The sequence below is a fragment of the Streptomyces hesseae genome (genome assembly GCF_031845785.1).
In the GTDB taxonomy this organism is placed as follows: Bacteria; Actinomycetota; Actinomycetes; order Streptomycetales; family Streptomycetaceae; genus Streptomyces; species Streptomyces hesseae.
Map to the genome: position 1 here is coordinate 44,333 of NZ_JAVRFI010000032.1, position 25,403 is coordinate 69,735.

Annotated in this window: 25 protein-coding genes; 19 read left to right on the forward strand and 6 right to left on the reverse strand. The window is 72.7% G+C overall.

Translation table 11 applies throughout. The annotated features are described in order from the left end of the window. Window positions 1-4: 4 nt before the first annotated feature. Entirely contained in the window at window positions 5-664 is a 660-nt protein-coding gene (gene cofC / locus RM609_RS31385) for a 2-phospho-L-lactate guanylyltransferase (RefSeq protein ID WP_311615520.1), read from the reverse strand. Window positions 665-866: 202 nt separating this feature from the next. Between cofC and RM609_RS31390 the strand changes: the two genes are divergently transcribed. Genes RM609_RS31390 through RM609_RS31400 form a run of 3 tightly spaced genes read left to right on the forward strand, consistent with a single transcriptional unit; the run spans window position 867 to window position 3,848 of the window. After that, complete coding sequence (locus RM609_RS31390) at window positions 867-1,664, forward strand: lysophospholipid acyltransferase family protein (protein WP_311615522.1); 798 nt, start codon at window positions 867-869, stop codon at window positions 1,662-1,664. Next, window positions 1,661-2,662 (forward strand): NAD(P)H-dependent glycerol-3-phosphate dehydrogenase, encoded by a 1,002-nt coding sequence (locus RM609_RS31395; RefSeq protein ID WP_311615524.1) that lies wholly within the window; start codon window positions 1,661-1,663, stop codon window positions 2,660-2,662. Before RM609_RS31390 ends, RM609_RS31395 begins: the two co-directional genes overlap by 4 nt. A 34-nt stretch (window positions 2,663-2,696) precedes the next feature. Next, window positions 2,697-3,848 carry a D-alanine--D-alanine ligase family protein gene (locus RM609_RS31400; RefSeq protein WP_311615526.1) on the forward strand — a complete coding sequence of 384 codons (1,152 nt, stop codon included), beginning with the start codon at window positions 2,697-2,699 and terminating at the stop codon, window positions 3,846-3,848. A 28-nt stretch (window positions 3,849-3,876) separates the two neighbouring features. Here the strand turns inward: RM609_RS31400 and RM609_RS31405 are convergent, their stop codons facing one another. Together RM609_RS31405 and RM609_RS31410 are read right to left on the reverse strand one after the other, a co-directional pair. Next, on the reverse strand, window positions 3,877-4,383 hold the full coding sequence (locus RM609_RS31405; protein ID WP_311615528.1) for a DUF3515 domain-containing protein: 507 nt from the start codon (window positions 4,381-4,383) through the stop codon (window positions 3,877-3,879). A gap of 20 nt (window positions 4,384-4,403) precedes the next feature. Beyond that, a complete protein-coding gene (locus tag RM609_RS31410) occupies window positions 4,404-4,637 on the reverse strand; it encodes an Lrp/AsnC ligand binding domain-containing protein (RefSeq protein ID WP_126916274.1) in 234 nt (77 codons plus the stop codon). 161 nt (window positions 4,638-4,798) lie between these two features. Between RM609_RS31410 and RM609_RS31415 the strand changes: the two genes are divergently transcribed. Further along, complete coding sequence (locus tag RM609_RS31415) at window positions 4,799-5,776, forward strand: thiamine-phosphate kinase (RefSeq protein ID WP_311615531.1); 978 nt, start codon at window positions 4,799-4,801, stop codon at window positions 5,774-5,776. Window positions 5,777-5,808: 32 nt separating this feature from the next. After that, on the forward strand, window positions 5,809-6,603 hold the full coding sequence (gene thiD / locus RM609_RS31420; protein WP_311615533.1) for a bifunctional hydroxymethylpyrimidine kinase/phosphomethylpyrimidine kinase: 795 nt from the start codon (window positions 5,809-5,811) through the stop codon (window positions 6,601-6,603). A gap of 83 nt (window positions 6,604-6,686) precedes the next feature. Here the strand turns inward: thiD and rpmB are convergent, their stop codons facing one another. Next, a complete protein-coding gene (rpmB, locus tag RM609_RS31425) occupies window positions 6,687-6,872 on the reverse strand; it encodes a 50S ribosomal protein L28 (RefSeq protein WP_003957616.1) in 186 nt (61 codons plus the stop codon). A gap of 246 nt (window positions 6,873-7,118) precedes the next feature. On the opposite strand from rpmB, the gene RM609_RS31430 reads away from it, so the two are divergent. The 9 genes from RM609_RS31430 (at window position 7,119) to mutM (ending at window position 16,215) form a co-directional block, all read left to right on the forward strand. After that, window positions 7,119-8,783 (forward strand): DAK2 domain-containing protein, encoded by a 1,665-nt coding sequence (locus RM609_RS31430; protein WP_311615545.1) that lies wholly within the window; start codon window positions 7,119-7,121, stop codon window positions 8,781-8,783. A gap of 115 nt (window positions 8,784-8,898) precedes the next feature. Next, window positions 8,899-11,031, forward strand: coding sequence for an ATP-dependent DNA helicase RecG (recG, locus tag RM609_RS31435; protein ID WP_311615577.1), 2,133 nt, complete (start codon window positions 8,899-8,901; stop codon window positions 11,029-11,031). Window positions 11,032-11,124: 93 nt separating this feature from the next. Then, window positions 11,125-11,727: a 16S rRNA (guanine(966)-N(2))-methyltransferase RsmD gene (gene rsmD, locus RM609_RS31440; RefSeq protein ID WP_311615547.1), complete on the forward strand. Its 603-nt coding sequence runs from the start codon at window positions 11,125-11,127 to the stop codon at window positions 11,725-11,727. Continuing rightward, the gene (coaD, locus tag RM609_RS31445) at window positions 11,724-12,245 is read left to right on the forward strand and encodes a pantetheine-phosphate adenylyltransferase (protein ID WP_311615549.1); all 522 of its coding nucleotides are present in this window, start codon (window positions 11,724-11,726) and stop codon (window positions 12,243-12,245) included. Before rsmD ends, coaD begins: the two co-directional genes overlap by 4 nt. A gap of 105 nt (window positions 12,246-12,350) precedes the next feature. Then, window positions 12,351-13,469: an ATP synthase subunit B family protein gene (locus RM609_RS31450; RefSeq protein WP_311615552.1), complete on the forward strand. Its 1,119-nt coding sequence runs from the start codon at window positions 12,351-12,353 to the stop codon at window positions 13,467-13,469. A gap of 188 nt (window positions 13,470-13,657) precedes the next feature. Next, window positions 13,658-14,254 carry a YceD family protein gene (locus RM609_RS31455; protein ID WP_311615554.1) on the forward strand — a complete coding sequence of 199 codons (597 nt, stop codon included), beginning with the start codon at window positions 13,658-13,660 and terminating at the stop codon, window positions 14,252-14,254. A gap of 2 nt (window positions 14,255-14,256) precedes the next feature. Then, window positions 14,257-14,430, forward strand: a complete 174-nt coding sequence (gene rpmF, locus RM609_RS31460) for a 50S ribosomal protein L32 (protein WP_086575354.1) — start codon at window positions 14,257-14,259, stop codon at window positions 14,428-14,430. A 19-nt stretch (window positions 14,431-14,449) separates the two neighbouring features. Next, window positions 14,450-15,244, forward strand: coding sequence for a ribonuclease III (rnc, locus tag RM609_RS31465; protein WP_311615558.1), 795 nt, complete (start codon window positions 14,450-14,452; stop codon window positions 15,242-15,244). Between the two features lie 89 nt (window positions 15,245-15,333). Then, window positions 15,334-16,215: a bifunctional DNA-formamidopyrimidine glycosylase/DNA-(apurinic or apyrimidinic site) lyase gene (mutM, locus tag RM609_RS31470; RefSeq protein WP_311615560.1), complete on the forward strand. Its 882-nt coding sequence runs from the start codon at window positions 15,334-15,336 to the stop codon at window positions 16,213-16,215. A 50-nt stretch (window positions 16,216-16,265) separates the two neighbouring features. On the opposite strand, the gene RM609_RS31475 is transcribed toward mutM, so the two are convergent. After that, window positions 16,266-16,655: a winged helix-turn-helix transcriptional regulator gene (locus tag RM609_RS31475; protein WP_311615562.1), complete on the reverse strand. Its 390-nt coding sequence runs from the start codon at window positions 16,653-16,655 to the stop codon at window positions 16,266-16,268. Window positions 16,656-16,765: 110 nt separating this feature from the next. On the opposite strand from RM609_RS31475, the gene RM609_RS31480 reads away from it, so the two are divergent. Then, a complete protein-coding gene (locus RM609_RS31480) occupies window positions 16,766-17,350 on the forward strand; it encodes a flavodoxin family protein (RefSeq protein ID WP_311615563.1) in 585 nt (194 codons plus the stop codon). A gap of 111 nt (window positions 17,351-17,461) precedes the next feature. On the opposite strand, the gene RM609_RS31485 is transcribed toward RM609_RS31480, so the two are convergent. Then, window positions 17,462-18,712 carry a CAP domain-containing protein gene (locus RM609_RS31485; RefSeq protein ID WP_311615565.1) on the reverse strand — a complete coding sequence of 417 codons (1,251 nt, stop codon included), beginning with the start codon at window positions 18,710-18,712 and terminating at the stop codon, window positions 17,462-17,464. 132 nt (window positions 18,713-18,844) lie between these two features. Between RM609_RS31485 and RM609_RS31490 the strand changes: the two genes are divergently transcribed. The 4 genes from RM609_RS31490 to RM609_RS31505 all read left to right on the forward strand — a co-directional run bounded on the left by RM609_RS31490 (window position 18,845) and on the right by RM609_RS31505 (window position 25,176). Continuing rightward, on the forward strand, window positions 18,845-19,126 hold the full coding sequence (locus RM609_RS31490; protein WP_311615567.1) for an acylphosphatase: 282 nt from the start codon (window positions 18,845-18,847) through the stop codon (window positions 19,124-19,126). Between the two features lie 405 nt (window positions 19,127-19,531). Then, window positions 19,532-19,738 carry a hypothetical protein gene (locus RM609_RS31495; protein WP_311615569.1) on the forward strand — a complete coding sequence of 69 codons (207 nt, stop codon included), beginning with the start codon at window positions 19,532-19,534 and terminating at the stop codon, window positions 19,736-19,738. A 247-nt stretch (window positions 19,739-19,985) separates the two neighbouring features. Then, on the forward strand, window positions 19,986-23,555 hold the full coding sequence (gene smc / locus RM609_RS31500) for a chromosome segregation protein SMC (RefSeq protein WP_311615571.1): 3,570 nt from the start codon (window positions 19,986-19,988) through the stop codon (window positions 23,553-23,555). A 124-nt stretch (window positions 23,556-23,679) separates the two neighbouring features. Beyond that, window positions 23,680-25,176 (forward strand): sugar porter family MFS transporter, encoded by a 1,497-nt coding sequence (locus RM609_RS31505; RefSeq protein WP_438828583.1) that lies wholly within the window; start codon window positions 23,680-23,682, stop codon window positions 25,174-25,176. Window positions 25,177-25,403 lie beyond the last annotated feature (227 nt).

A 25,403-nucleotide genomic window follows, 5' to 3' on the forward strand; every position in this document is an offset into this window, starting at 1 on the left:
AAGCCTAGTCCGCCCGCGCGGGCGAGGGCGCCCCGGCGGTTCGCGCCCGGCCGGCGACCGCCGCCGTGCGCGGCCCCACGCCCAGCGCCAGCGCGGCCCGCAGATCCTGCTCGGTGTCCACGTCCCGGCGCACGGAGTCCACACCCGCCAGGGTTATCTCCCGGGCCCCCGAGGCCCGGTGCCGGGCACGCGAGGCGCCCTCGAACGCCGGGGACAATTCCCTTCCGGGGGCCGCCGCCAACAGCGTCGTACCGATTCCGGCGGCGTCCGCGAGAAATGCGCGGGGAAATCCGCCCGCGAATTCGAGCACCCGCCCGAGTTCGATGGGGCGCAATGCCGGCAGATCCGCGTTGAGCGTGGCCACGGCCGCGTCCGGGCGTACCCGGCGCACCTCGCGCGCACCGTGCGCCAGGGCCGCGTTCAGCCCGCCGCCCGGCGGCTCGGGCAGCACCCGGGCGCCGAGGGCCGCCAGGTGGGCCCCCGCCAGCGGATCGGCCGTGACGACCGCCACATCCCGCACGGCGCCGCAGGCCAGCGCGGCACCCACCGTGTCCAGGGCGAAGGCCAGGGCCAGCGCGGGCCCCGGCAGTCGCGCCGCGCCCGCCACGAGGCGGCTCTTGGCCCCCGCCAGCGGTTTCACCGGTACCACCAGCGTCCACAGCACGGCCCCGGTCCCCTCTCCTCGCGTCGTCCCCCATTGTCACCCGCTGCCGCAGCCCGGCAGCGGGGGCGGGGTTACGGTGTTCCGAGAAGTCCGGGCCCCCGGGGCGTTCTCGACAGACCGGGTACCCGGGGCGACACTTGTCCGGCCCCCGGGTGAGCAGCACGCCCGAAGCACGTCCAGGTTCCAACAGAAGGGTGTCCGAGTGTCCCGCCACAGAATCGGCTTCTGGTACCGCTTTGCGGCGGTGTTGGCGAAACCGCCGCTCGTGGTTCTGTTCAAGCGGGACTGGCGCGGAATGGAGCACATTCCCGCCGACGGCGGCTTCATCACCGCCGTCAACCACAACTCGTATCTCGACCCGCTGTCCTACGCCCATTACCAGTACAACACCGGGCGCGTCCCGCGCTTCCTCGCCAAGGCCGGGCTGTTCAAGGGCAGCTTCGTCGGCGCGATCCTGCGCGGCACCGGGCAGATTCCCGTCTACCGCGAGTCCGCCGACGCGGCCACCGCCTTCCGGGCCGCCGTGGACGCCATCAACAACGGCGAGTGCGTGGCCTTCTACCCCGAGGGCACCCTCACCCGCGACCCCGACATGTGGCCCATGGAGGGCAAGACCGGCGCCGCCCGCGTCGCCCTGCTCACCCGCGCGCCCGTGATCCCCATCGCCCAGTGGGGCGCCAACGAGGCGATGCCGCCGTACGCCAAGGAGAAGAAGCTGCGGCTCTTCCCCCGCAAGACCCTCCGGGTGCTGGCCGGCCCGCCCGTCGACCTGTCCGCGTACCACGGCCAGGAGCCCACCGCCGAGGTGCTGCGCGAGGTCACCGAGGCCATCATGAGGGCCATCACCGAACTCCTCGCCGAACTGCGCGGCGAGCCCGCCCCGGCCGAGCCGTACAACCTCAAGAAGGCCCGTGCCACGGCCGCCGCCCGCCGCGCGGCGAACACGTCCGGGAAGAGCCCGTCGGGGAACGCCCCGTCCGAGGAGGAGAACGACAAGTGACGCGCGTCGCCGTCTACGGCACCGGTTCCTGGGGCACCGCCTTCGCGATGATCCTCGCCGACGCCGGCTGCGAGGTCACCATGTGGGGCCGCCGCGCCGCCCTCGTGGACGCCATCAACACCGGCCGCACCAACCCCGACTACCTCCCCGGAGTCGAGCTCCCCGCCGCCGTACGGGCCACCACCGACCCCGCCGAGGCCGCCCGCGACGCCGCGTTCACCGTGCTCGCCGTGCCCTCCCAGACCCTGCGCGGCAACCTCGCCGAGTGGACGCCCCTGCTGGCCGACGGCACCGTGCTGGTCTCCCTGATGAAGGGCATCGAGCTCGGCACCGCGAAGCGGATGAGCGAGGTGATCGAGGAGGTCGCCAAGGTCTCCCCGGACCGGGTCGCCGTGCTCACCGGCCCCAACCTCGCCAAGGAGATCGCGGCCCGGCAGCCCGCCGCCGCCGTCGTCGCCTGCCCCGACGAGTCCGTCGCCCGGCGGCTCCAGGCCGCCTCCCACACCGCGTACTTCCGCCCGTACACCAACACCGACGTGGTGGGCTGCGAGCTGGGCGGCGCGGTGAAGAACGTCATCGCGCTGGCCGTGGGCATCGCCGACGGCATGGGACTGGGCGACAACGCCAAGGCGTCCCTGATCACCCGGGGCCTCGCCGAGACCACCCGGCTGGGCCTGGCCATGGGCGCCGACGCCCACACCTTCGCGGGCCTGGCCGGCATGGGCGACCTCGTCGCCACCTGCGCCTCGCCGCTCTCCCGCAACCGTACCTTCGGCGCCTGCCTCGGCCGGGGCATGACCCTGGAGGAGACCGTCGCCGCCACCGAGCAGACGGCGGAGGGCGTCAAGTCCTGCGAGTCCGTGCTCGATCTGGCCCGTCGTCACCATGTCGACATGCCGATCACGGAGACGGTCGTCGGCATCGTCCACGAGGGCAAGCCGCCCATGGTGGCGCTCAAGGAGCTGATGTCGCGCAGCGCCAAGGCCGAGCGACACTGAAGCACCCGCGGTCACCAGGTACTCTCGACGCGATATGAGCAGCGAGACCTCCCCCCAGAGCCCTCAGCGGAAGCCGCGTGTCGCGGTCGTCTTCGGCGGCCGCAGTTCCGAACACGCCATTTCCGTGGTGACCGCAGGCGCGGTGCTGCGCGCCATCGACCGCGCCAAGTACGACGTGCTGCCGATCGGCATTACCACCGACGGCCGTTGGGCGCTGACCGCCGACGACCCGGAGCGGATGACGATCGCCGACCGCTCGCTGCCGAGCGTCGAGCAGCTCGTCGACTCCGCCGAAGGCGGGGTGCTGCTGCCCGTCACCACGCCCGCCAGCCGTGAGGTCGTCTACACCGAGCCCGGCGCCGTACCCAAGGCGCTGGGCGAGGTCGACGTCGTCTTCCCCGTGCTGCACGGCCCCTACGGCGAGGACGGCACCCTCCAGGGCATGCTGGAACTGGCCGGCATCCCCTACGTGGGCGCGGGCGTCCTCGCCTCCGCCGTCGGCCAGGACAAGGAGTACATGAAGCGCGTCTTCATCTCCTTCGGCCTGCCCGTCGGCCCGTACGCGGTCATCCGCCCGCGCGAGTGGGAAAACGATCCGGCCGCCGCCCGCAAGAAGATCGTGGACTTCGCGGGCGAGCACGGCTGGCCGCTCTTCGTGAAGCCCGCACGCGCCGGCTCCTCCATGGGCATCACCAAGGTCGACGACCTCTCCGGTCTGGACGAGGCCATCGAAGAAGCCCGCCGCCACGACCCGAAGATCCTGGTCGAATCGTTGCTGCGCGGCCGTGAGATCGAGTGCGGCGTCCTGGAGTTCGAGGACGGCCCGCGCGCCAGCGTGCCCGCCGAGATCCCCCCGGTCTCCGCGCACGACTTCTACGACTTCGAGGCCAAGTACATCGACTCCGCCTCCGGCATCGTCCCCGCCCCGCTGAGCGAGGAGGAGACCCGCCGGGTCCAGGAGCTGGCCGTCGAGGCCTTCGAGGCCGCCTCCTGCGAGGGGCTGGTCCGCGCGGACTTCTTCCTCACCGAGGACGGCGAGTTCGTGATCAACGAGATCAACACCATGCCCGGCTTCACGCCCATCTCCATGTACCCGCGGATGTGGCAGGAGACCGGCGTCGAGTACCCGGAACTGGTCGACCGGCTCGTCCAGGCCGCCCTGCGCCGCTCCACGGGCCTGCGCTAGCCGCTCGGGACACTCCGGAAGGGATCCCCTACGGGAGGATTCCTTCCGGAACCGTCTTCTTCACGGCGTCGGCGAGATCGGTCAGCGCGCTGATGTCGCCGACGTCCCCCACCACCCGCTTGGGCAGCGTCACCTCGACCCAGGCCTCCCGCTGCACGGTCGTGCAGCGGACGCTGCCGTCCGGCTGCCGCTCCGGCAGCCAGGTGACCCCGTCGAGATCCGCCGAGTCCGCGCCGGGGTTGTAGTGTTCGGTCCCGGGCGTAAGGATCTTGGGACGCGCCACCCCGCAGCGCAGCGTGATCGCGGGATCGCCCCACAGTGCCGTGAAGTCCGAGACGGGCTCCGCGGTACGCCGCTTCCGCCCGTCCAGGACCTCCGGCAACGCACGGTGGAGCGCCCGGCAGGGCCCGGCCTGCCGCGCGTCCGGCGTGGGCACCGCCGGACCCGCCGACGGGTCCGGCGCCGAGCAGCCCACGGCCGCGAGCAGCAGGGCGGCGGCGGGCAGGCCGAGGGGCCGGCGGAGCGAAGACTTCACCGGCCGAGCATACGGGGGAGCTAGATATGGACCACCGGGCAGGTCAGGGTGCGGGTGATGCCCTCCACCTTCTGGACCTTGGCGACCACCATGCGACCGAGCTCGTCCACGGTGTCCGCCTGGGCGCGCACGATCACGTCGTACGGCCCGGTCACGTCTTCGGCCTGGATCACTCCCGAGATCTTTCCGATGACTTCGGCCACGGTCGACGCCTTGCCGACCTCGGTCTGGATCAGGATGTACGCCTGTACCACGGAACCTCCAGGGCGGCTTCGAGGATCATGTGGGGAGAAGAGACGCCACGGTACCGCGTCGCCGCACGGTGCGGGGAGACCCGCGCGGCCTGCGCGGCGCGGGACACGTCAGGATCAGGGCAACCGACACCACAACCGACACCACTCCGAGGAGGAGCTCAGTGAAAGGCACCGTGGGCGAGTTGGGGGAGTTCGGCCTCATCAGAGAGCTGACCTCCCGGCTCACCACCACCCCGGCGGTCCGGCTCGGGCCGGGTGACGACGCCGCGGTGGTCGCGGCGCCCGACCGCCGGGTCGTCGCGAGTACGGACGTACTCCTGGAGGGACGGCACTTCCGCCGCGACTGGTCCACCGCCTACGACGTCGGGCGCAAGGCCACCGCGCAGAACCTCGCCGACATCGCCGCCATGGGCGCGGTGCCCACGGCCGTGCTGCTGGGCCTCGTCGTACCCGCCGAGCTCGCCGCCACCTGGCCGACCGAGCTGATGGACGGCATCCGCGACGAGTGCCAGGTCGCCGGCGCGGCCGTGGTCGGCGGGGACGTGGTGCGCGGTGACACCATCACCGTCGCCATCACGGCCCTGGGCGACCTGCGCAACCACGAGCCGGTCACCCGCTCCGGGGCCCGCGCGGGCGACGTCGTGGCCGTCACCGGCTGGCTGGGCTGGTCCGCCGCCGGGCTCGCCGTGCTCTCCCGCGGCTTCCGCTCCCCGCGCGCCTTCGTCGAGGCCCACCGCCGGCCGGAGCCCCCGTACCACGCGGGGCCCGCCGCCGCCGCGCTCGGCGCCACCGCCATGACGGACGTCAGCGACGGCCTCATCGCCGACCTCGGCCACATCGCCGAGGCCAGCAAGGTCCGTATCGACCTGCGCACCGCCGCCATCGACGTGCCCACGCAGATGCTGGACATCGGCCAGGCCGTCGGCGTCGACCCGCTCCAGTGGGTGCTGACCGGGGGAGAGGACCACGCCATCGTGGCGACCTTCCCGCCGGACGTGAAGCTCCCCGCCCGCTGGAAGATCATCGGCGAGGTCGTCAACCCCTCCGCCCTCCCGCAGGTCACCGTCGACGGCGCGCCCTGGGACAAGGCGGGCGGCTGGGACCACTTCGGCGACGACGGCCTGGAGCCGGGCGAATGATCCCCGGCATCCCCGGCGAGTAGATTGCGCGCATGCGCATACCTCCGCCCCGCGTGCTGACCGTCGCCGGATCCGACTCCGGCGGCGGTGCGGGCATCCAGGCCGACCTGAAGACGATGCTCGCCCTCGGCACCCACGGCATGAGCGTGGTCACAGCGGTGACCGCGCAGAACTCCCTCGGCGTCCAGGGCGCCTGGCCACTGCCCGCCGAGGCGGTACGGGCCCAGTTCCGCAGCGTCGTGGACGACATCGGCGTGGAGGCCGTGAAGACCGGCATGCTCGCCTCGGCGGAGCTCGTGGAGACCGTGGCCGCCCTCCTGGACGAGGTGACCGCCCCCGTCGTCGTCGACCCCGTCGGCATCTCCAAGCACGGCGACGCCCTGCTGGCCGCCTCCGCGCGCGACGCGGTCCGCACGAAGCTCCTGCCGGCCGCGACGGTCGCCACCCCCAACCTGGACGAGGTCGCCTGGCTGACGGGCGTCCAGGTGTCCTCCGAGACGGGCCTGCGCAGGGCGGCGGAGGCGGTGCTGTCGTACGGGCCGCGCTGGGCGCTGATCAAGGGCGGCCACCTGGAGGGCGACGCGGTGGATTTCCTGACGGACGGGGTGGAGGAGCACTGGTTCCGTGCCCCACGTCACGACAACCGGCACACGCACGGGACGGGGTGCACGCTGGCGAGCGCGATCGCGGCGGGCCTCGCGAAGGGGCGCTCCGTGCCGGAGGCGGCCGCGGAGGCGAAATCGTACGTCACCGGCGCGATCGCGGCGGGGTTCGCGCTGGGCGCGGGAATCGGACCGGTGGACCACGGCTGGATGAGCGCGCGCTGACGCGCGGTGAGAACGGCAAAAAGCCGGCCCCCCGAAGGGGACCGGCTTTCAAGGAACGGCGAGGCTGCCGCGCTACTAGCTAGTTAGCGCGAGACCTTGCCGGCCTTGATGCACGAGGTGCAGACATTGAGGCGCTTCGGCGTCCGACCGACCACGGCACGCACACGCTGGATGTTCGGGTTCCAGCGACGGGACGTACGGCGGTGCGAGTGCGAAATGTTGTTGCCGAAGCCCGGCCCCTTGCCGCAGACGTCGCAGTTGGCAGCCACGGGTCACTCCAAAGACTTCAGATGCACTTACGGGAAATCCCGGCATTGCCGGGTCGTAGGTGACTTGGCTTGCCAGGGGGATGGCCTGATTCTCATCAGGCAACCGGAGCAGCATACAACGACCGCTCCTGGACAACGAAACTACCATGACCGGCCCCGAACCCGCCCGGCTCACCCCCCGGGCCCCCGCGCGGGACTAGTCTGCTCCAGCGCTCCCCCCACCCCCGCCGTCCGAGGAGGACCCACGTGCCGCACCAGCTCGACGCCGATGCGGTACGCGCCTGGTGCGGCCTGGCGCTCGATGCCCTCGGCGGGGCCCGCGAGGAGATCGACGCGATCAACGTCTATCCCGTCGCGGACGGCGACACCGGCACCAACCTCTACCTGACCGTCGAGTCGGCGGCACGCGCCGTCGACGCCGTCTTCGACGGCCACGCCACCGGCGGCCCCGGCTCCCGCCCGGGCCTGGCCGAGGCCGTCCGGGCGATGGCCCACGGCGCGCTCATAGGGGCCCGCGGAAACTCCGGGACGATCCTGGCGCAGCTGCTGCGCGGCATGGCCGAGGTCCTGGCCGCCCCCGCCGGCGAGGAGCGGCGCGACGACGCCGCCCTGCTGCGCCGCGCCCTGCGCCGTGCGGTCGAGTCGGCGTACGAGGGCGTCGCCCGCCCCGTCGAGGGCACCGTGCTGTCGGTGGCCACGGCCGCCGCCGAGGCCGCCGAGGTCACCCCGGGCGACGGCCCGGCAGTCGCCCGCGCCGCGTACGAGGGCGCCCTGACGGCCCTGGCGGCCACCCCGTGCCAGCTGGAGGTCCTCGGGCGGGCGGGAGTGGTCGACGCGGGTGGCAAGGGCCTCGTGGAGGTGCTGGGCGCGCTCGTGACCGCCCTGACGGGCGGCCCCGGCGCCGCCCGGGCCGCCGCCGCGCCCGCCCACGCCGCCCACGACTGGCTCGCCGAGGGCTGCCCGGCCGAGACCGGCGGCGCGGACGTCCCGGCGGGCGACGGGCCCGCCTTCGAGGTGATCTACCTGCTGGAGGCGGACGACGCGGCCGTCGCCCGGCTGCGGACCCGCCTCGACGGGCTGGGGGAGTCCCTCGTCGTCGTCGGCGGGGACGGTCTGTGGAACGTCCATGTGCACGTGGACGACGCCGGTGCCGCCGTCGAGGCGGGCATCGACGCCGGACGCCCGTACCGCGTCCGCATCACCCACTTCGGCTCCGCCGCCGTCGAGCGCACCCGGGTCCACGAGCCCGTCCAGCGGGCCGTCGTCGCGGTCGTACCGGGCGAGGGCCTGGCGGCGCTGTGCGCCGAGGCCGGCGCGACCGTCGTGACCGTACGGCCGGGGGAGCCGCCCGCGAGCGGCGAGCTGGTGCAGGCCGTCCGGCGCGCCCACGCGCGCGAGGTGGTGCTGCTGCCCAACGACGCGGACCTGCGGCACACCGCCGCCGCGGCCGCCGAGCAGGCCCGTGCCGAGGGCGTCCGGGTCGCCCTCATCCCCACCCGCTCCCCGGTCCAGGGCATCGCCGCCCTCGCCGTCCACGAGTCCGGCCGCCGCTTCGACGAGGACGTCGTGGCCATGACCTCCGCCGCCGGGGCCACCCGGCACGCGGAGCTCGTCGTCGCCGAACGGCAGTCGTGGACCATGGCGGGCGTCTGCCAGGCCGGGGACGTCCTCGGCCTGATCGACGGCGACGTGGCCGTCATCGGCGCGGAGCTCGCCGCCACCGCCGAGACCGTCCTGGACCGGATGCTCGCGGCGGGCGGCGAGATGGTCACGCTCGTCCTCGGCGCGGACGTCCCCGACGCCGTCGCCGACCGCCTCCAGCGGCATGTGCGCGGCGGCCACCTGGCCGTGGACACCGTGGTCTACCGGGGCGGGCAGCACGCCGCCCGGCTGATCATCGGCGTCGAATGAGCGGCGCCGGCGGCGCCGCGCGGGTCCCGTTGTCAGCGGCGTGGTGTGCAATGGACCCGTGCCCGCCTTGGACGAACCCCTGAAGAAGACGCTCGGCGGCACCACCGCGAAGGTGATGGCCGAGCACCTCGATCTGCACACGGTCGGCGACCTGCTGCACCACTACCCGCGCCGCTACGCCGAGCGCGGCGAGCTCACCCGGCTCGCCGACCTGCCGCTCGACGAGCACGTCACGGTCGTCGCGCAGGTCTCCGACGCCCGGGTGCACAAGTTCAACCAGGGCCGGGGCCAGCGGCTGGAGGTGACCGTCACCGACGGCAGCGGCCGGCTCCAGCTGGTCTTCTTCGGCCGGTCGATCTACCACCACCAAAAAGAGCTGGTCCCCGGCCGGCGCGGCATGTTCGCCGGCAAGGTCGGCACGTTCCGTAACATCCGCCAGCTCTCCCACCCTGCCTACGAGATGCTCGGCGGCGACAGCGACGCGAGCACCGCCAAGGCCTGGGCCGACCAGCTGATCCCGCTCTACCCGGCCTGCTCCAAGATGGAGTCCTGGAAGATCTCCAACGCGGTCGACGTCGTGCTCGCCTCGATGGAGGCCACCGGCTGGGAGTCCGTCGTGGACCCGCTGCCGCCCGCGCTGCGCGAGGGCCGCGGCCTGGTCCGGCTCCCGGAGGCCCTCCGCAAGATCCACCGGCCCCGGGCCAAGGCGGACATCGAGGACGCCCGCTCCCGGCTGAAGTGGGACGAGGCGTTCGTCCTCCAGGTCGCCCTCGCCCGTCGTCGCCACGCCGACTCCCAGCTGCCCGCCGTGGCCCGCAAGCCCACGCCCGGCGGCCTGCTCGACGCCTTCGACGCCAAGCTGCCCTTCACCCTCACCGACGGCCAGCGGAAGGTCTCCGCCGAGATCTTCGACGACCTGGCCACCGAGCACCCCATGCACCGGCTGCTCCAGGGCGAGGTGGGCTCCGGCAAGACGATGGTCGCCCTGCGCGCGATGCTCGCCGTCGTGGACGCGGGCGGCCAGGCGGCCATGCTCGCCCCCACCGAGGTCCTCGCCCAGCAGCACCACCGGTCGATCACCGAGATGATGGGCGAGCTGGCCGAGGGCGGGATGCTCGGCGGCGCCGAGCGGGGCACCAAGGTCGTCCTGCTGACCGGCTCCATGGGCACGGCCGCGCGCCGGGCGGCGCTGCTCGACCTGGTCACCGGCGAGGCGGGCGTAGTCGTCGGGACCCACGCCCTGATCGAGGACAAGGTCCAGTTCCACGACCTGGGCCTGGTCGTCGTCGACGAACAGCACCGCTTCGGCGTCGAGCAGCGCGACGCCCTGCGCTCCAAGGGCAAGCAACCGCCGCATCTGCTGGTGATGACCGCCACACCCATCCCGCGCACCGTCGCCATGACCGTCTTCGGCGACCTGGAGACGTCCGTCCTGGACCAGCTGCCCGCCGGGCGCTCGCCCATCGCCACCCATGTGGTGCCCGCCAAGGACAAGCCGCACTTCCTGTCCCGCGCCTGGGAACGGGTCCGCGAGGAGGTCCAGGGCGGCCACCAGGCGTACGTCGTCTGCCCCCGCATCGGCGACGAGGAGGACGCCCCGAAGAAGAAGTCCGCCGAGGACGACGCGGAGCGTCGCCCTCCGCTGGCCGTGCTCGACGTCGCCGAGGAGCTCTCCCGGGGGCCCCTGGCCGGGCTGCGCGTGGAGGTGCTCCACGGGCGGATGCAGCCCGACGCCAAGGACGAGGTGATGCGCCGCTTCGCGGCGGGCGAGGCCGACGTCCTGGTCGCCACCACCGTCATCGAGGTCGGGGTGAACGTGCCCAACTCCACCGCGATGGTGATCATGGACGCCGACCGGTTCGGCGTCTCCCAGCTCCACCAGCTGCGCGGCCGCGTCGGCCGTGGCTCGGCCCCCGGGCTCTGCCTGCTGGTCAGCGAGATGCCGGAGGCCAGCCCGGCCCGGGCCCGGCTCGGCGCGGTCGCCGCCACCCTCGACGGCTTCGAGCTCTCCCGCATCGACCTGGAGCAGCGCCGCGAGGGCGACGTCCTCGGCCAGGCGCAGTCCGGCGTCCGCTCCTCCCTGCGGATGCTCACCGTCATCGACGACGAGGAGATCATCGCGGCCGCCCGCGAGGAGGCCGCCGCGGTCGTGGCCGCCGACCCCGAGCTCGCCCGGCTGCCCGAGCTGCGCACCGCGCTCGACGCCCTGCTGGACAAGGACCGGGAGGAGTTCCTGGACAAGGGCTGACGGCCCCGGGCCGACGCCGTGGCGCCGACGCCATACGCTGTCGGTGCGGCCACCGCCGCACCGTGTCACCCACCGCCGAAGGACTCCGAGACCATGACCCGCGTGATCGCCGGCCGCGCCGGCGGACGCCGCCTGGCCGTACCGCCCGGCACCGGCACCCGCCCCACCTCCGACCGGGCGCGCGAGGGCCTGTTCTCCACCTGGACGTCCTTCCTGGGGACCCTCGACGGCGCGCGCGTGCTGGACCTCTACGGCGGCTCCGGCGCCGTAGGCCTGGAGGCGCTCTCCCGGGGCGCCGCCCACACCCTCCTCGTCGAGGCGGACGCCCGCGCCCTGCGCGTCATCCAGGACAACGTCCGCGTGGTCGGCCTGCCGGGCGCCGAGGTGCGCGGCGGCAAGGCCGAGCAGGTCGTGGCCGGGGCGCCGCCCGCCCGGCCGTACGACGTGGTCTTCCTCGACCCGCCCTACGTGGTCACCGACGACGATCTCCGGGAGATCCTGCTCACACTCAGGGACAGGGGCTGGCTGGCCGAGGACGCGCTCGTCACTGTGGAGCGCAGCACCAGGGGCGGGGAATTCCGCTGGCCGGAGGGTTTCGACGCACTGAGGGCCCGTCGCTACGGCGAGGGGACGCTTTGGTACGGTCACGCCGCTTCGGCGTGCACTGCCGACACCACGGGATCAGGCACGTCATGAATGGACCGGAGAGCGAGGAAACACCGTTGCGCCGCGCCGTCTGTCCGGGGTCGTTCGACCCCGTCACCAATGGGCACCTCGACATCATCGCCCGCGCTTCGAAGCTGTACGACGTCGTGCACGTCGCCGTGATGGTCAACAAGTCCAAGGAGGGCCTGTTCACCATCGACGAGCGGATAGAACTCCTCCGCCAGGTCACGGCCGAGTACGGCAACGTCCGGGTGGAGTCCCATCACGGCCTGCTCGTCGACTTCTGCAAGGACCGCGACATCCCGGCCATCGTCAAGGGTCTGCGGGCGGTCAGCGACTTCGACTACGAGCTCCAGATGGCCCAGATGAACAATGGCCTCTCGGGCGTGGAGACTCTCTTCGTCCCCACCAACCCCACCTACAGCTTCCTCTCCTCCAGCCTGGTCAAGGAGGTCGCGGCCTGGGGCGGCGACGTCTCCCACCTGGTGCCGCCGCTGGTGCTGGAGGCCCTCAAGGAGCGCCTCGCCCAGCGGGCCGGATCTGACTGATCGTCAGTAGCTGTCGGCCGGGGGCCGCCGGCCGTACAGTCGTCCCCGTTCGTTCCCATCGGCCACCAGGCCACCCCGGAATGCGAGAAGGCGGCGAGCGTCACGGTGGACGTCCAGAAGAGACTCGACGAGATCGTCACGACCGTCACCGGCGCCCGGTCCCTGCCCATGTCGGCCTCCTGTGTGCTCAACCGGGCCGAGCTGCTCGCCCTCCTGGAGGAGGTGCGCGCCGCCCTGCCCGGCTCGCTGGCCCAGGCGCGCGAGGTCATCGGCGACCGGGAACACCTCGTCGCCCAGGCGCGTGACGAGGCCGAGGCGATCCTCGCCTCGGCCCGGGCCCAGCGCGGCTCGCTGATCTCCGACACCGAGGTCGCCCGCCAGTCCCGCGAGGAGGCCGACCGCATCCTCGAGGAGGCCCGCCGGGAGGCCGAGGAGATCCGCGCCGGCGCCGACGACTACGTCGACAGCACCCTCGCCAACTTCGAGGTCGTCCTCACCAAGACCATCGGCTCCGTCGACCGGGGCCGCGAGAAGCTCCTCGGCCTCGGCGGCGACGGCCACGACCCCGAGGGTCTGGCCCACGACGCCCCGGAGCGCAGCACCGACTCCCGGACCCAGCGGCAGAGCGCCGACGCCTATGTGGACGTCAAGCTGGGCGCCGTCTCGGCCGTGCTGGCCAAGGCCCTGGAGGCCGTCGGCCGGGGCCGGGAGAAGCTGCTCGGGGCCCGCCCCGTCGACGAGCTGGGCGCCCACGACGGCTTCGCCCCCGGCCGCCCCACCAGCGACGCCGACTTCCTCGCCGAGCTCGCCGGCGGCCCGCAGGAGCCCCTGGTCGCGCCGAGGGCGCCCAGGGAGGCCCACCGGGCCCCCGAGCCGGCCCCGGTCCCGCAGCAGCCCGCCTGGAGCGACTACACCGTCCCCGCCGGGGGCTATGGCGGGCAGGACCCGTACGGCTACACCCAGCAGACCGCGCAGTACCCGCCGCAGGCCGACCCGTACGCCGTCCCCGGCGGCTACCAGCAGCCCGACCCGTACGCCTGGCAGGCCCCGGCCCAGGGGACGGACGGCCATGGGACGGACCTCGGCCACGGCTACGGAACCGCCGCCGGCTACCCGGCCGACGGGCACCAGCCCCGGGCGGCGGGCGCCCTCGACGAGACCAGCTTCTTCGACACCTCGATGATCGACCTGAACCGGCTCCGCGAGTACGAGCAGGGCCGCTGACCCCGCTCCGGCCACCGTCGCCGGACGCGGATTGGGCCCAGGGGCGGCCGTCCAGTATCCTGGCTCTTCGGTCGCGTGTACGTCCGCGATCCAGGCTGCCCTTCGTGCCTCGTGCACCCGGGTCGCCGTCACCGCAGCGTAGAAAGCAGGAAGCCCTGAACGCCCGCCTCGACCCCCGCAACCCTCTCGTGTTCGATACGCGCGAGCTGGGCCGGCGTCCCGGTGCGCTGAAGAGGGTCTCCCGCTCCGTCCCCGCCCCCCGCGACCTCGGTATCGAGGTCATCGGCGTGGCAGAGGGCGCGGCGGTGGAAATCGAACTCCGCCTTGAGTCGGTCATGGAAGGGGTGCTTGTCACAGGCACCGCCCGTGCGCCGCTCACCGGGGAGTGCGTAAGGTGTCTGGAGCCGCTCGAGCGAGAGTTCGAAGCGGACTTCCAGGAGATGTACTCCTACCCCGACGCCGACGCCCGGGGCCGCATCGTGGCCACGGACGACGACGCCGAGGACGATGAGGAGGACATCCTCCACCTCGAGGACGACTTGTTCGACCTCGAACCCGTGCTGCGGGACGCGGTGGTGCTCGCACTGCCGCTGCAGCCGGTGTGCCAGGACGACTGTCCCGGTCTGTGCTCCGAATGCGGAGAGCGACTGGCGGACGACCCGGACCACCACCATGAGTCCGTCGACATTCGTTGGGCGGCACTGAAGGGACTCGCCGGATCCGAGACGGCCGGCGAGACGGACAACGCACCCCGCTCCGGCGGGGATGACACACAGGAGAAGTAGCCGTGGCTGTTCCGAAGCGGAAGATGTCGCGCAGCAACACGCGCCACCGCCGGTCGCAGTGGAAGGCTGCGGTCACCCCCCTGGTGGCGTGCGAGCGCTGCCACGAGCCGAAGCAGCAGCACATCGCGTGCCCCAGCTGCGGCACCTACAACAAGCGCCAGGTCCTCGCGGTCTGATCGGCGGGTGACAGGCTTCATGTCAGACGCCACAGCGCCGAAGAAGGCGTCGGCGGACACGGCCTCGTCCCACACGCTTCTGGAAGGGCGGCTCGGGTACACACTCGAGTCCGCCCTTCTGGTGCGTGCGCTGACGCACCGGTCCTACGCCTACGAGAACGGCGGGCTGCCCACCAACGAAAGGCTGGAGTTCCTCGGGGACTCCGTCCTGGGCCTGGTGGTCACGGACACTCTGTACCGCATTCACCCGGACCTCCCCGAGGGCCAGCTCGCCAAGCTGCGCGCCGCGGTGGTCAACTCACGGGCGCTGGCCGAAGTCGGCCGGGGCCTGGACCTGGGCTCCTTCATCCGGCTCGGCCGGGGCGAAGAGGGCACCGGCGGCCGGGACAAGGCGTCCATCCTCGCGGACACCCTGGAGGCCGTCATCGGTGCGGTCTACCTCGACCAGGGCCTCGACGCGGCAGGGGAGCTGGTGCACCGGCTCTTCGACCCGCTGATCGAGAAGTCCTCGAACCTCGGCGCCGGCCTGGACTGGAAGACCAGCCTCCAGGAGCTGACCGCCACCGAGGGTCTCGGCGTGCCGGAGTACCTGGTCACCGAGACAGGGCCCGATCACGAGAAGACCTTCACGGCTGCTGCCCGCGTCGGTGGTGTCGCGTACGGCACCGGCACCGGCCGCAGCAAGAAGGAAGCGGAGCAGCAGGCGGCGGAGTCCGCCTGGCGCGCCATCAACAGCGCGGCGGAAGCCCGTGTGGCGGCCGAGAAGGCCGCCGCCGAGTCCGGCGCGATGCCGGGGGAGAAATCCTCCAACTGAGAACGACGGTCCGGGCCGCGGTGCGAGAGCACCGCGGCCCGGACCTTTTCTTTCGCCCTCTTTAGCCTTTGCCACCATCAAGGAGCACCGTGCCGGAGTTGCCCGAGGTCGAGGTCGTCCGACGGGGTCTGGAGCGCTGGATCTCCGGCCGGGTCGTCGCTGCCGTGGAGGTCCTCCACCCCCGGGCGATCCGCCGCCACCCGGCGGGGCCGGACGACTTCGCCGCCCGGCTGACCGGCCACCGGCTGGGCCCCGCCCGTCGGCGCGGAAAGTACCTCTGGCTGCCGCTGGAACCCCTCACCGGGACGGGCGCGCCCACCCAGGCCGTCCTCGCCCACCTCGGTATGAGCGGCCAGCTCCTCGTCCAGCCGCAGGGCTCCCCGGACGAGAAGCACCTGCGGGTACGTGTCCGTTTCGCCGACGCCACCGCGACCGAGCTGCGCTTCGTCGACCAGCGCACCTTCGGCGGGCTCTCGCTGCACGACACGGTGGAGGACGACCCCGACGGGCTGCCCGACGTGATCGCGCACATCGCCCGCGACCCCCTCGACCCGGCCTTCGACGACGCCGCCTTCCACACCGCGCTGCGCGGCCGCCGGACGACGATCAAACGCGCCCTGCTCGACCAGTCGCTGATCAGCGGCGTCGGCAACATCTACGCCGACGAGGCGCTGTGGCGCACCCGGCTGCACTACGAGCGCCCGACCGCGAGCCTCACCCGCCCGCGCACGGCCGAGCTGCTCACCCATATCCGCGAGGTCATGAACGAGGCCCTCGCGGTGGGCGGCACCAGCTTCGACAGCCTCTACGTCAATGTGAACGGCGAGTCGGGCTACTTCGACCGCTCCCTGGACGCGTACGGCCGCGAGGACGAGCCGTGCCGCCGCTGCGGCACGCCCATCCGCCGCCGTCCCTGGATGAACCGCTCCAGCTACTTCTGCCCCCGCTGCCAGCGCCCGCCGCGCCCGTAAGGGGCGCGGGGAACCGCGCGACCAGCCCCCACCGGCCCGCAGCAGAACACTCAGCGCGCGGTGGCGTCGTACCGCTCCCGCGCCGCCAGCACATCCGGCATCCGCTCCTCCAGGAGCTCGATGAGCCCCATCAGCCGCCCGGTCACGTCGCGGCCCAGCGGCGTCAGCCGGTAATCCACCCGCGGTGGATTGGTCGGCTGCGCCTCCCGGTGCACAAGGCCGTCGCGCTCCAGCGCGTGCAGCGTCTGCGACAGCATCTTCTCGCTGACGCCCTCCACCCGCCGCCGCAGCTCGTTGAAGCGCAGCGTGTCCTCGCGCAGGGCGCCGAGGGTCAGGGCGCCCCAGCGGCCGGTGACGTGCCCCAGGGTCTCCCGCGAAGGGCAGTTGCGCGCGAAGACGTCGAAGGGCAGTTGCTCGTCCGTGCCGTCGATCGTCGTCATGGGAACACCATACTCCCGCGCAGCGCTATCCACAGGGTTGCGCTATCCAAAAGTTAGTGCTTTCCTTTGGTCACCCAGTCAGCGCAACCAGCTTCTCCAGGGAGCCCATCGTGACCACGCCCGTCGTCGCCATCGCCTACCACTCCGGCTTCGGCCACACCGCCGTCCTCGCCGAGGCCGTCCGTACCGGTGCCGCCGAGGCCGGGGCGACCGTCCACCTGATCAACGTCGCCGAGATCACCGACGCGCAGTGGGAGCTCCTCGACGCCTCCGACGCGATCGTCTTCGGCTCGCCCACCTACATGGGCACCGCCTCGGGCGCCTTCCACGTCTTCGCCGAGGCGACGTCCAAGCGCTGGTTCACCCGTGCCTGGCAGGACAAGATCGCGGCCGGCTTCACCAACTCCGCCTCCAAGAGCGGTGACAAGCTCCACACCCTCCAGTTCTTCACCGTCCTCGCCGCGCAGCACGGCATGCACTGGGTCGGCCTCGGCGCGATGCCGGGCTGGAACAGCTCCACCTCCTCCGAGAACGACATCAACCGTCTCGGCTTCTTCCTCGGCGCCGGTGCCCAGACCGACAACGACCAGGGCCCCGAGGGCGTCCACAAGGCGGACATAGCCACCGCCGAGCTGCTGGGCCGCCGCGTCGCCGAGCAGACCCGGATCTATGTGGCGGGCCGCGCCTCCGCCTGACCCCGCGCCGCCGCGTGTCCCCGCGCCGCCGCGTGACCCCACGCGGCCACCGGACGCCGCTGCCCCGGCCGTACCGCCGTACGGCCGGGGCAGCGGTGCGTCACGGCCGGGTCAGTAGCCGAAGTCCTGCGTCCAGTAAGGGCCGTTGCCCCCGTGGTGCACCCCTAGGCCGATGCTCCGGTAGTCGCAGTTGAGGATGTTCGCCCGGTGGCCGCTGCTGCGCATCCAGGCCTCCATCACGGTGTGGGCGTCGGGGTGGCCGCGGGCGATGTTCTCCCCGCCGAGGTTCTTGATGCCGCGCCGGGCGGCCCGGTCCCAGGGGGTCCGGCCGTCCGGGTCGGTGTGGTCGAAGAAGCCCCGCCGGGCCATGTCGTCGCTGAACGACTGGGCCAGTCGGCTGAGCTTGCCGCTGACCCGCAGGGGACGGCAGCCGGCCTTCGCCCGCTCGGCGTTGACCAGGGACAGCACCAGATGCGCGGCGGACGACCGGGTGTCCGCCAGGGTGCCGGGCAGCGCGCCCAGGTCGTCGGGATCGTGATCGGCCTGCTCGGTGTGCGCGGGCGGCGCGGGCCGCCGGGGGGTGCCGGGGGCCGGCGGGGCCGGGCGTCGGCCGGGGAAGGCGGCGCGGGCCGGCCCCTCGGGGCGTGCGTCGGCCGGGGTGCCGGAGGAGGCCGGGGGGCGCTCGGCGGCCCGGTTCGCCGGGGGGTTCCCGCGCCCGGGCGCGCTCACCGGCTCCGCCTGGGCGCTCCGGGGTTCCGGCGCGGCCGGGTTGGACGCCATCGGTCCGGACGCCGCCGGCGGTGCCGCCGTGTCGCGCTCCGGCCGGGCCTCCCGGGCCGGGGCCGGGCCGTCGCGCCCGTCCGCCCGGTCCGCCGGGCCGTCGCGCCGGGGCGGGGAGGCCGGTGCCTCGGGCGGTGCTTCGGGCGGGGCGTCGGCCAGCACGTGGCCGCTGCTGCCGGAGCCGGGGGAGTGCGGGTCGCCGCCGGGCGGGAAGGCCCCGCTGGGCAGCAGACCGGAGACCATCGCGACCGCGCCCATCGCCACGGCCGCCGACGCGCCGAGCAGCCCGGCCCGCCGGGCGGGCGGCGCCGGCTTGGGGGGCTTTCCGCCGCCCCGGCCCGCCGCGGCGGCCCCGGTCTTGGGCGCCCGGCCCGCCTTGGCCTTGGCGCGGTGGGGACTGCGGTGTCGGCCGGTGCCGGTGGGGGCGGGGCGGACGATGGGAATGGGCTGGGTGACCGCCTCGGCCGGATCCTCGGGCTCGAACACTCCGGCCGTCTCGCTCTTCAGGGGAGCCCGGGCCTGCCGGGCATTCGCCACCGCCTCGTCAGCGGTCGCGCGGGCAGAGCGTCGATGGCGACCCATCCGCTGCCTTCCTTACGTGTTCGGCGCCGAAGTGCATCACTCGTACGGGGGAGCCTTATTCGGCCGTGACTGTACGGCACGGGACGGTGGGCCGAAGTGCTGCTTATGTAATTGGCCGGTTAACGTGCAGACATGAACGACAATGTTCGTCTCACGGCGTGGGTCCGTGGACATGTGCAGGGTGTGGGCTTTCGTTGGTTCACTCGGGCCAATGCCTTGCGGATCGGTGATCTGATCGGCTTCGCCTCCAATCTCTCCGACGGCCGGGTGCAGGTCGTCGCCGAGGGCTCCCGCCAGGGGTGCGAACGATTGCTCGACTGGCTGCGGGACGGCGACACGCCCGGGCGGGTGGACGGCGTCACCGAGATCTGGGGCCCTCCCAGGGGCGGATACGACGGTTTCGAGATCCGCTGACCCGACCGCCGGATAATCGGATATCGGCTCGGTTTCCCCGGGAATCGCGCCGGAGCAGCTTCTCCCACATATGCCAATGGCATATGTGGGAGAAGGAAATCGCCTGATGGTTGCCAATCGGGCCGCATCGTGCAAGGCTGCCTGTCAACGGATGATCTCTACGCCCCCTCGGGCCCCGGGCGCGGAAATGCGGCGCGGATAAACCCGCGCGCACCCCTGGGACGCCTGCGGATACGGGGTGTGATCGTGTTGACCGTCAAACCATTTGGTGAGACTCTGGAAGCCCCGCGCACCTTAGCTGTTTGGCATTGGAACACCGCAGTAGTGATGGCAGACACCGCGGGTGCGAATCCCTCACGACCCACACCGCTTCGGTCGGTCACTCAGTGTGGAGGACCATCCATCATGGCAAAGGCGCTTCTCGGTTACGTCGGCGGCTCCGACCCCCGAGTCCTCTCCGAGATGCGACGGCTCCAGCAGCGTGTCCAGGACCTTGAATCCGAGCTCATCCGGATGCAGGCCGAGAACGACGCGCTGTCTGCCGCCGCTCACCGCGGTGACTCGCTGCTCGACAGCATCGACGTATCGAAGGCGGAGCCTGTGCTCGCCTGACTCGTGCCCTGCCCCGGGGGCCCGGTCGGGCTGCATCGTCAGCCGCTGGAGAGTCGCACAAGCAAGGGACGCTTCGGCGTCCCTTCGTCGTATCCGGTCGCGTCCCCCGTCCCCCTGTTCCGCTGCGACGTCGCCTCACGCATGGTGTGCCCTGAAGATTCCCGGGCGAAACCCATTGTTAAAGGCGGCGCGCGGCGCCGCGCGCGGGACGGCCCCGTGCGCCGTACGGCCGGTAGAGTCCTACCGCGTGCACCTCAAGAGCCTGACCCTGCGCGGCTTCAAATCCTTCGCCTCCGCCACCACGCTGCGCTTCGAGCCCGGGATCACCTGTGTCGTCGGCCCCAACGGCTCGGGGAAGTCCAATGTCGTGGACGCGCTCTCCTGGGTCATGGGCGAGCAGGGCGCCAAGTCGCTGCGCGGCGGCAAGATGGAGGACGTCATCTTCGCCGGGACGACCGGCCGCCCCCCGCTGGGCCGCGCCGAGGTCTCCCTCACCATCGACAACTCCGACGGTGCCCTCCCCATCGACTACGCGGAAGTCACCATCACGCGGATCATGTTCCGCAACGGCGGCAGCGAGTACCAGATCAACGGCGACACCTGCCGGCTGCTCGACATCCAGGAACTGCTCTCCGACTCCGGCATCGGCCGCGAGATGCACGTTATCGTCGGCCAGGGCCAGCTCGACTCCGTCCTCCACGCCGACCCCCAGGGCCGCCGCGCCTTCATCGAGGAGGCCGCCGGCGTCCTCAAGCACCGCAAGCGCAAGGAGAAGGCGCTGCGGAAACTCGACGCGATGAAGGCCAACCTCGCCCGCGTCCAGGACCTCACCGACGAACTGCGCCGCCAGCTCAAACCGCTCGGCCGGCAGGCCGCCGTCGCCCGCCGCGCCGCCGTCATCCAGGCCGACCTGCGCGACGCCCGGCTCCGGCTGCTCGCCGACGACCTGGTCGTTCTCCGCGAGGCCCTGCGCGCCGAGATCGCCGACGAGACCGCCCTCAAGGCCCGCAAGGAGGCCGCCGAGACGGAACTGCTCGCCGCCGCCCGGCGCGAGGCCGCCCTTGAGGAGCACGTTCGCGAGCTCGCCCCGCGCCTCGCCCGCGCCCAGCAGACCTGGCACGAACTCTCCCGGCTCGCCGAACGCGTCCGCGGCACGGTCGGCCTCGCCGACGCCCGCGTCACCAGCGCCACCACCGCCCCCGCCGAGGAACGCCGGGGCCGCGACCCGGAGGACCTGGAACGCGAGGCCGCCCGCGTCCGCGAACAGGAGGCCGAGCTCGAAGCCGCGCTGGAGGCCGCCGGTCACGCCCTGGAGGACACCACCAGGCACCGCGCCGAGCTCGAACGCCGCCTCGCCGAGGAGGAACGCCGCCTCAAGGACGCCGCCCGCGCCATCGCCGACCGCCGCGAACACCTCGCCCGGCTCCAGGGCCGCGTCACCGCCGCCCGCGGCCGCGCCGCCTCCGCCGAGGCCGAGATCGGCCGCCTCGCCGCCGCCCACGACGAGGCCGCCGAGCGCGCGGCCGCTGCCCAGGAGGAGTACGAGCGCCACCAGGCCGAGGCCGACGGCACCGCCGCCGACGACGCCGAGCTCGCCGCCCGCCATGACGCGGCCAGGGCCGCCCTGACCGCCGCCGAGACCGCCCTCGACGCCGCCCGCGAGGAGGCCGCCGCGGCCGACCGCCGCCGCGCCGCCGTCACCGCCCGCCGTGACGCGCTCGCCCTCGGCCTGCGCCGCAAGGACGGCACCGGAGCCCTCCTGACCGCGCAGGAACGATTGGCCGGACTCCTGGGACCGGCCGCCGAACTCCTCACCGTCACCCCCGGATACGAGCTCCCCGTCGCCGCCGCCCTGGGCACGGCCGCCGACGCGATCGCCGTCACCGGCCCCGCCGCCGCGGCCGAGGCGCTGCGCCTGCTGAAGAAGGAGGACGCCGGCCGGGCCACCCTCCTGCTCGCCGGACCCCCGGAAGGAACGTCACCTCACCCCGAGGACGCCCCCGGCGGCGCCCGTCCGGCCGCCGCCCTGGTGAGCGGCCCCGACGAGCTGATGCCCGCCGTCCGCCGGCTGCTGCGCGGCATCGTCGTCGTCGACACGCTCGACGACGCCGAGGCGTTCGTCCGCACCCACCCCGAACGCACCGCGGTCACCGCCGACGGCGACCTGCTCGGCGCCCACCTCGCCCAGGGCGGCTCCGGCGGCGCCCCCAGCCTCCTGGAGACCCAGGCGGCGGTGGACGAGGCGACCGCCGAGCTGACCGGGCTGACCACCCGCTGCGCCGGGCTCGCCGAGGCCCGGCACACGGCCGAGGAGCGCCGCGCGACCGCGGCCGCCCTCGTCGACGAGCTGGCCGCCCGCCGCACCGACGCCGACCGGGAGAAGTCGCGGACCGCCCAGGCGCTCGGCCGTCTCGCCGGGCAGGCCAGGGCGGCGGCCGGCGAGGCCGAGCGCACGGCCGCGGCGGTCGCGCGCGCCGAGGAGGCGCTCGTCCGGGCCGGCGAGGAGGCCGAGGAGCTCGCCGCCCGGCTCGCGGCGGCCGAGGAACTCGACGACGAGCACGGCACGGACGAGCCCGACACCTCCGTCCGCGACCGCCTCGCCGCCGACGGCGCCAACGCGCGACAGACCGAGATGGAGGCCCGCCTCCAGGTCCGTACCCACGAGGAGCGGGTCAAGGCGCTCGCCGGCCGGGCCGACGGCCTCGACCGCGCGGCCCGCGCCGAACGCGAGGCACGCGCCCGCGCCGAGCGGCGCCAGGCCCGGCTGGCGCACGAGGCCCGGGTCGCCGGGGCCGTCGCGTCCGGCGCCCGCCAGCTCCTGGCCCATGTCGAGGTCTCGCTGCTGCGCGCGGACGAGGAGCGCGGCCGGGCCGAGCGGGCGAAGGCCGAACGCGAGGTGGAGCTGACCGCCGAGCGAGACCGGTCCCGGGTCTTGAAGACGGAGCTGGACAAGCTCACGGACTCGGTCCACCGGGGCGAGGTCCTCGGCGCGGAGAAGCGGCTGCGCATCGAGCAGCTGGAGGCCAGGGCCCTGGAGGAGCTCGGCGTGGAGCCGGCCGTCCTGATCGCCGAGTACGGGCCCGACCAGCCCGTACCGCCCTCGCCCCCGGCCGAGGGCGAGCAGCTCCCCGACGACCCGGATCACCCGCGCAACCGTCCCGTGCCCTACGACCGGGCCGCCCAGGAGAAGCGCCTCAAGGCCGCCGAACGCGCGTACCAGCAGCTCGGCAAGGTCAACCCGCTCGCCCTGGAGGAGTTCGCGGCGCTGGAGGAGCGCCATCAGTTCCTCTCCGAGCAGCTGGAGGACCTGAAGAAGACCCGGGCGGATCTGTTGCAGGTGGTCAAGGACGTCGACAAGCGCGTCGAGGAGGTCTTCACCGCCGCCTACCACGACACGGCCCGGCAGTTCGAGGGCGTCTTCTCCCGGCTCTTCCCCGGTGGCGAGGGCCGTCTGGTGCTCACCGACCCGGACGACATGCTGGCGACGGGCGTGGACGTGGAGGCCCGGCCGCCCGGCAAGAAGGTGAAGCGGCTGTCCCTGCTGTCGGGCGGCGAGCGCTCCCTGACCGCGGTCGCCCTCCTCGTCGCCATCTTCAAGGCCCGGCCGAGCCCGTTCTATGTCATGGACGAGGTCGAGGCGGCCCTGGACGACACCAATCTCCAGCGGCTGATCGGGATCATGAGGGAACTCCAGGAGAGCTCCCAGCTGATTGTGATCACCCACCAGAAACGGACGATGGAAGTCGCCGACGCGCTCTACGGAGTGTCGATGCAGGGCGACGGAGTGTCGAAGGTGATCAGTCAGCGGCTCCACTAGCCGAAGATCGATTCAACTATTGAAGCCAACGCTGGGGAAACGCCCCGGAAACTTCTTCATCACAACCTATTGACTTAGAAAATTGAAGACATAGGGTCTCCCACGACGCTCGCGCCTTCACGTGGTGACCCCCTTGATCTTGTGTCCCACTGGAAAGGCCGCCCCCCACTCCCGGCAACGTGGCCGGGCCCAGGAGAAAACCTTGACCAGCACTGCGATGGCGCAGGGGTCCGAGGGCCGCAAGGCCCAGCCGGACCACCTCGGCCATGTCATCTTCATCACCGCGGCCGCGGCCATGGGTGGCTTCCTCTTCGGCTACGACAGCTCCGTGATCAACGGCGCGGTCGAGGGCATTCGCGGGAAGTACGACATCGGTTCCGCCGCCCTGGCCCAGGTCATCGCCATCGCGCTGATCGGCTGCGCCATCGGTGCCGCCACGGCGGGCCGGGTCGCCGACCGCATCGGCCGCATCCGTGTCATGCAGATCTCCGCGACGCTGTTCACCATCAGCGCCGTCGGCTCGGCCCTGCCCTTCTCGCTCTACGACCTCGCCTTCTGGCGCGTCCTGGGCGGCATGGCCATCGGCATGGCCTCCGTCATCGGCCCGGCCTACATCGCCGAGGTCTCCCCGCCGGCCTACCGAGGCCGTCTCGGCGCCTTCCAGCAGGCCGCGATCGTCGTCGGCATCGCCGTCTCGCAGCTGGTCAACTGGGGCATCCTCAACGCCGCCCACGGTGAGCAGCGCGGCAAGGTGCTGGGCATCGAGGCCTGGCAGCTCATGCTCGGCGTCATGGTCGTCCCGGCCGTCCTCTACGGCCTGCTGTCCTTCGCCATCCCCGAGTCCCCCCGCTTCCTGATCTCCGTCGGCAAGACCGACAAGGCCAAGGAGGTCCTGGCCGAGGTCGAGGGCCGCACCATCGACCTCGACAAGCGCGTCGCCGAGATCGAGCACGCGATGCACAGCGAGGAGAAGTCCACCTTCAAGGACCTCCTCGGCGGTCGCTTCGGCCTCCTGCCCATCGTCTGGGTCGGCATCGGCCTCTCCGTCTTCCAGCAGTTCGTCGGCATCAACGTCGCGTTCTACTACTCCTCGACGCTGTGGCAGTCCGTCGGCGTCAACCCGGAGAGCTCGTTCTTCTACAGCTTCACCACGTCGATCATCAACATCGTCGGCACCGTGATCGCGATGATCCTCGTCGACCGGATCGGCCGTAAGCCGCTCGCGCTCGTCGGCTCCGTCGGCATGGCCGTCTCCCTCGCCCTCGAGGCCTGGGCCTTCGCCTCCAAGACGGGCGACGGCACCCTGCCCACCACGCAGGGCACGGTCGCCCTCGTCGCGGCCCACGCGTTCGTCCTCTTCTTCGCGCTCTCCTGGGGCGTCGTGGTCTGGGTCTTCCTGGGCGAGATGTTCCCCAACCGCATCCGCGCCGCGGCGCTCGGTGTCGCCGCGTCCGCGCAGTGGGTCGCGAACTGGGCCATCACGGCCAGCTTCCCGAGCCTGGCGGACTGGAACCTGTCGGGTGCGTATGTCATCTACGCGGTCTTCGCCGTGCTCTCGATTCCCTTCGTGCTCAAGTTCGTGAAGGAGACCAAGGGCAAGGCGCTGGAGGAGATGGGCTAACCCCCCCGCCGCCCCTCTCCTCGAAAGGGTGCTGCCCCGGCCTTGTCGGCTGGGGTGGCGCCCTTTTGCTTTGCCTTGCGGTGCGTCGTGGGGCGGGGGCGGGGTGGGGTGGACGGGCCCTTACGGGGCTGACCTCTTCGCGGTGCCTGCTATTGCTGTGTTGGGTGCCCCGTACTTGGCTCCAGCGGCGAAGAGCTCTTTACGCCCCTACCAGGGCCCATCCACCC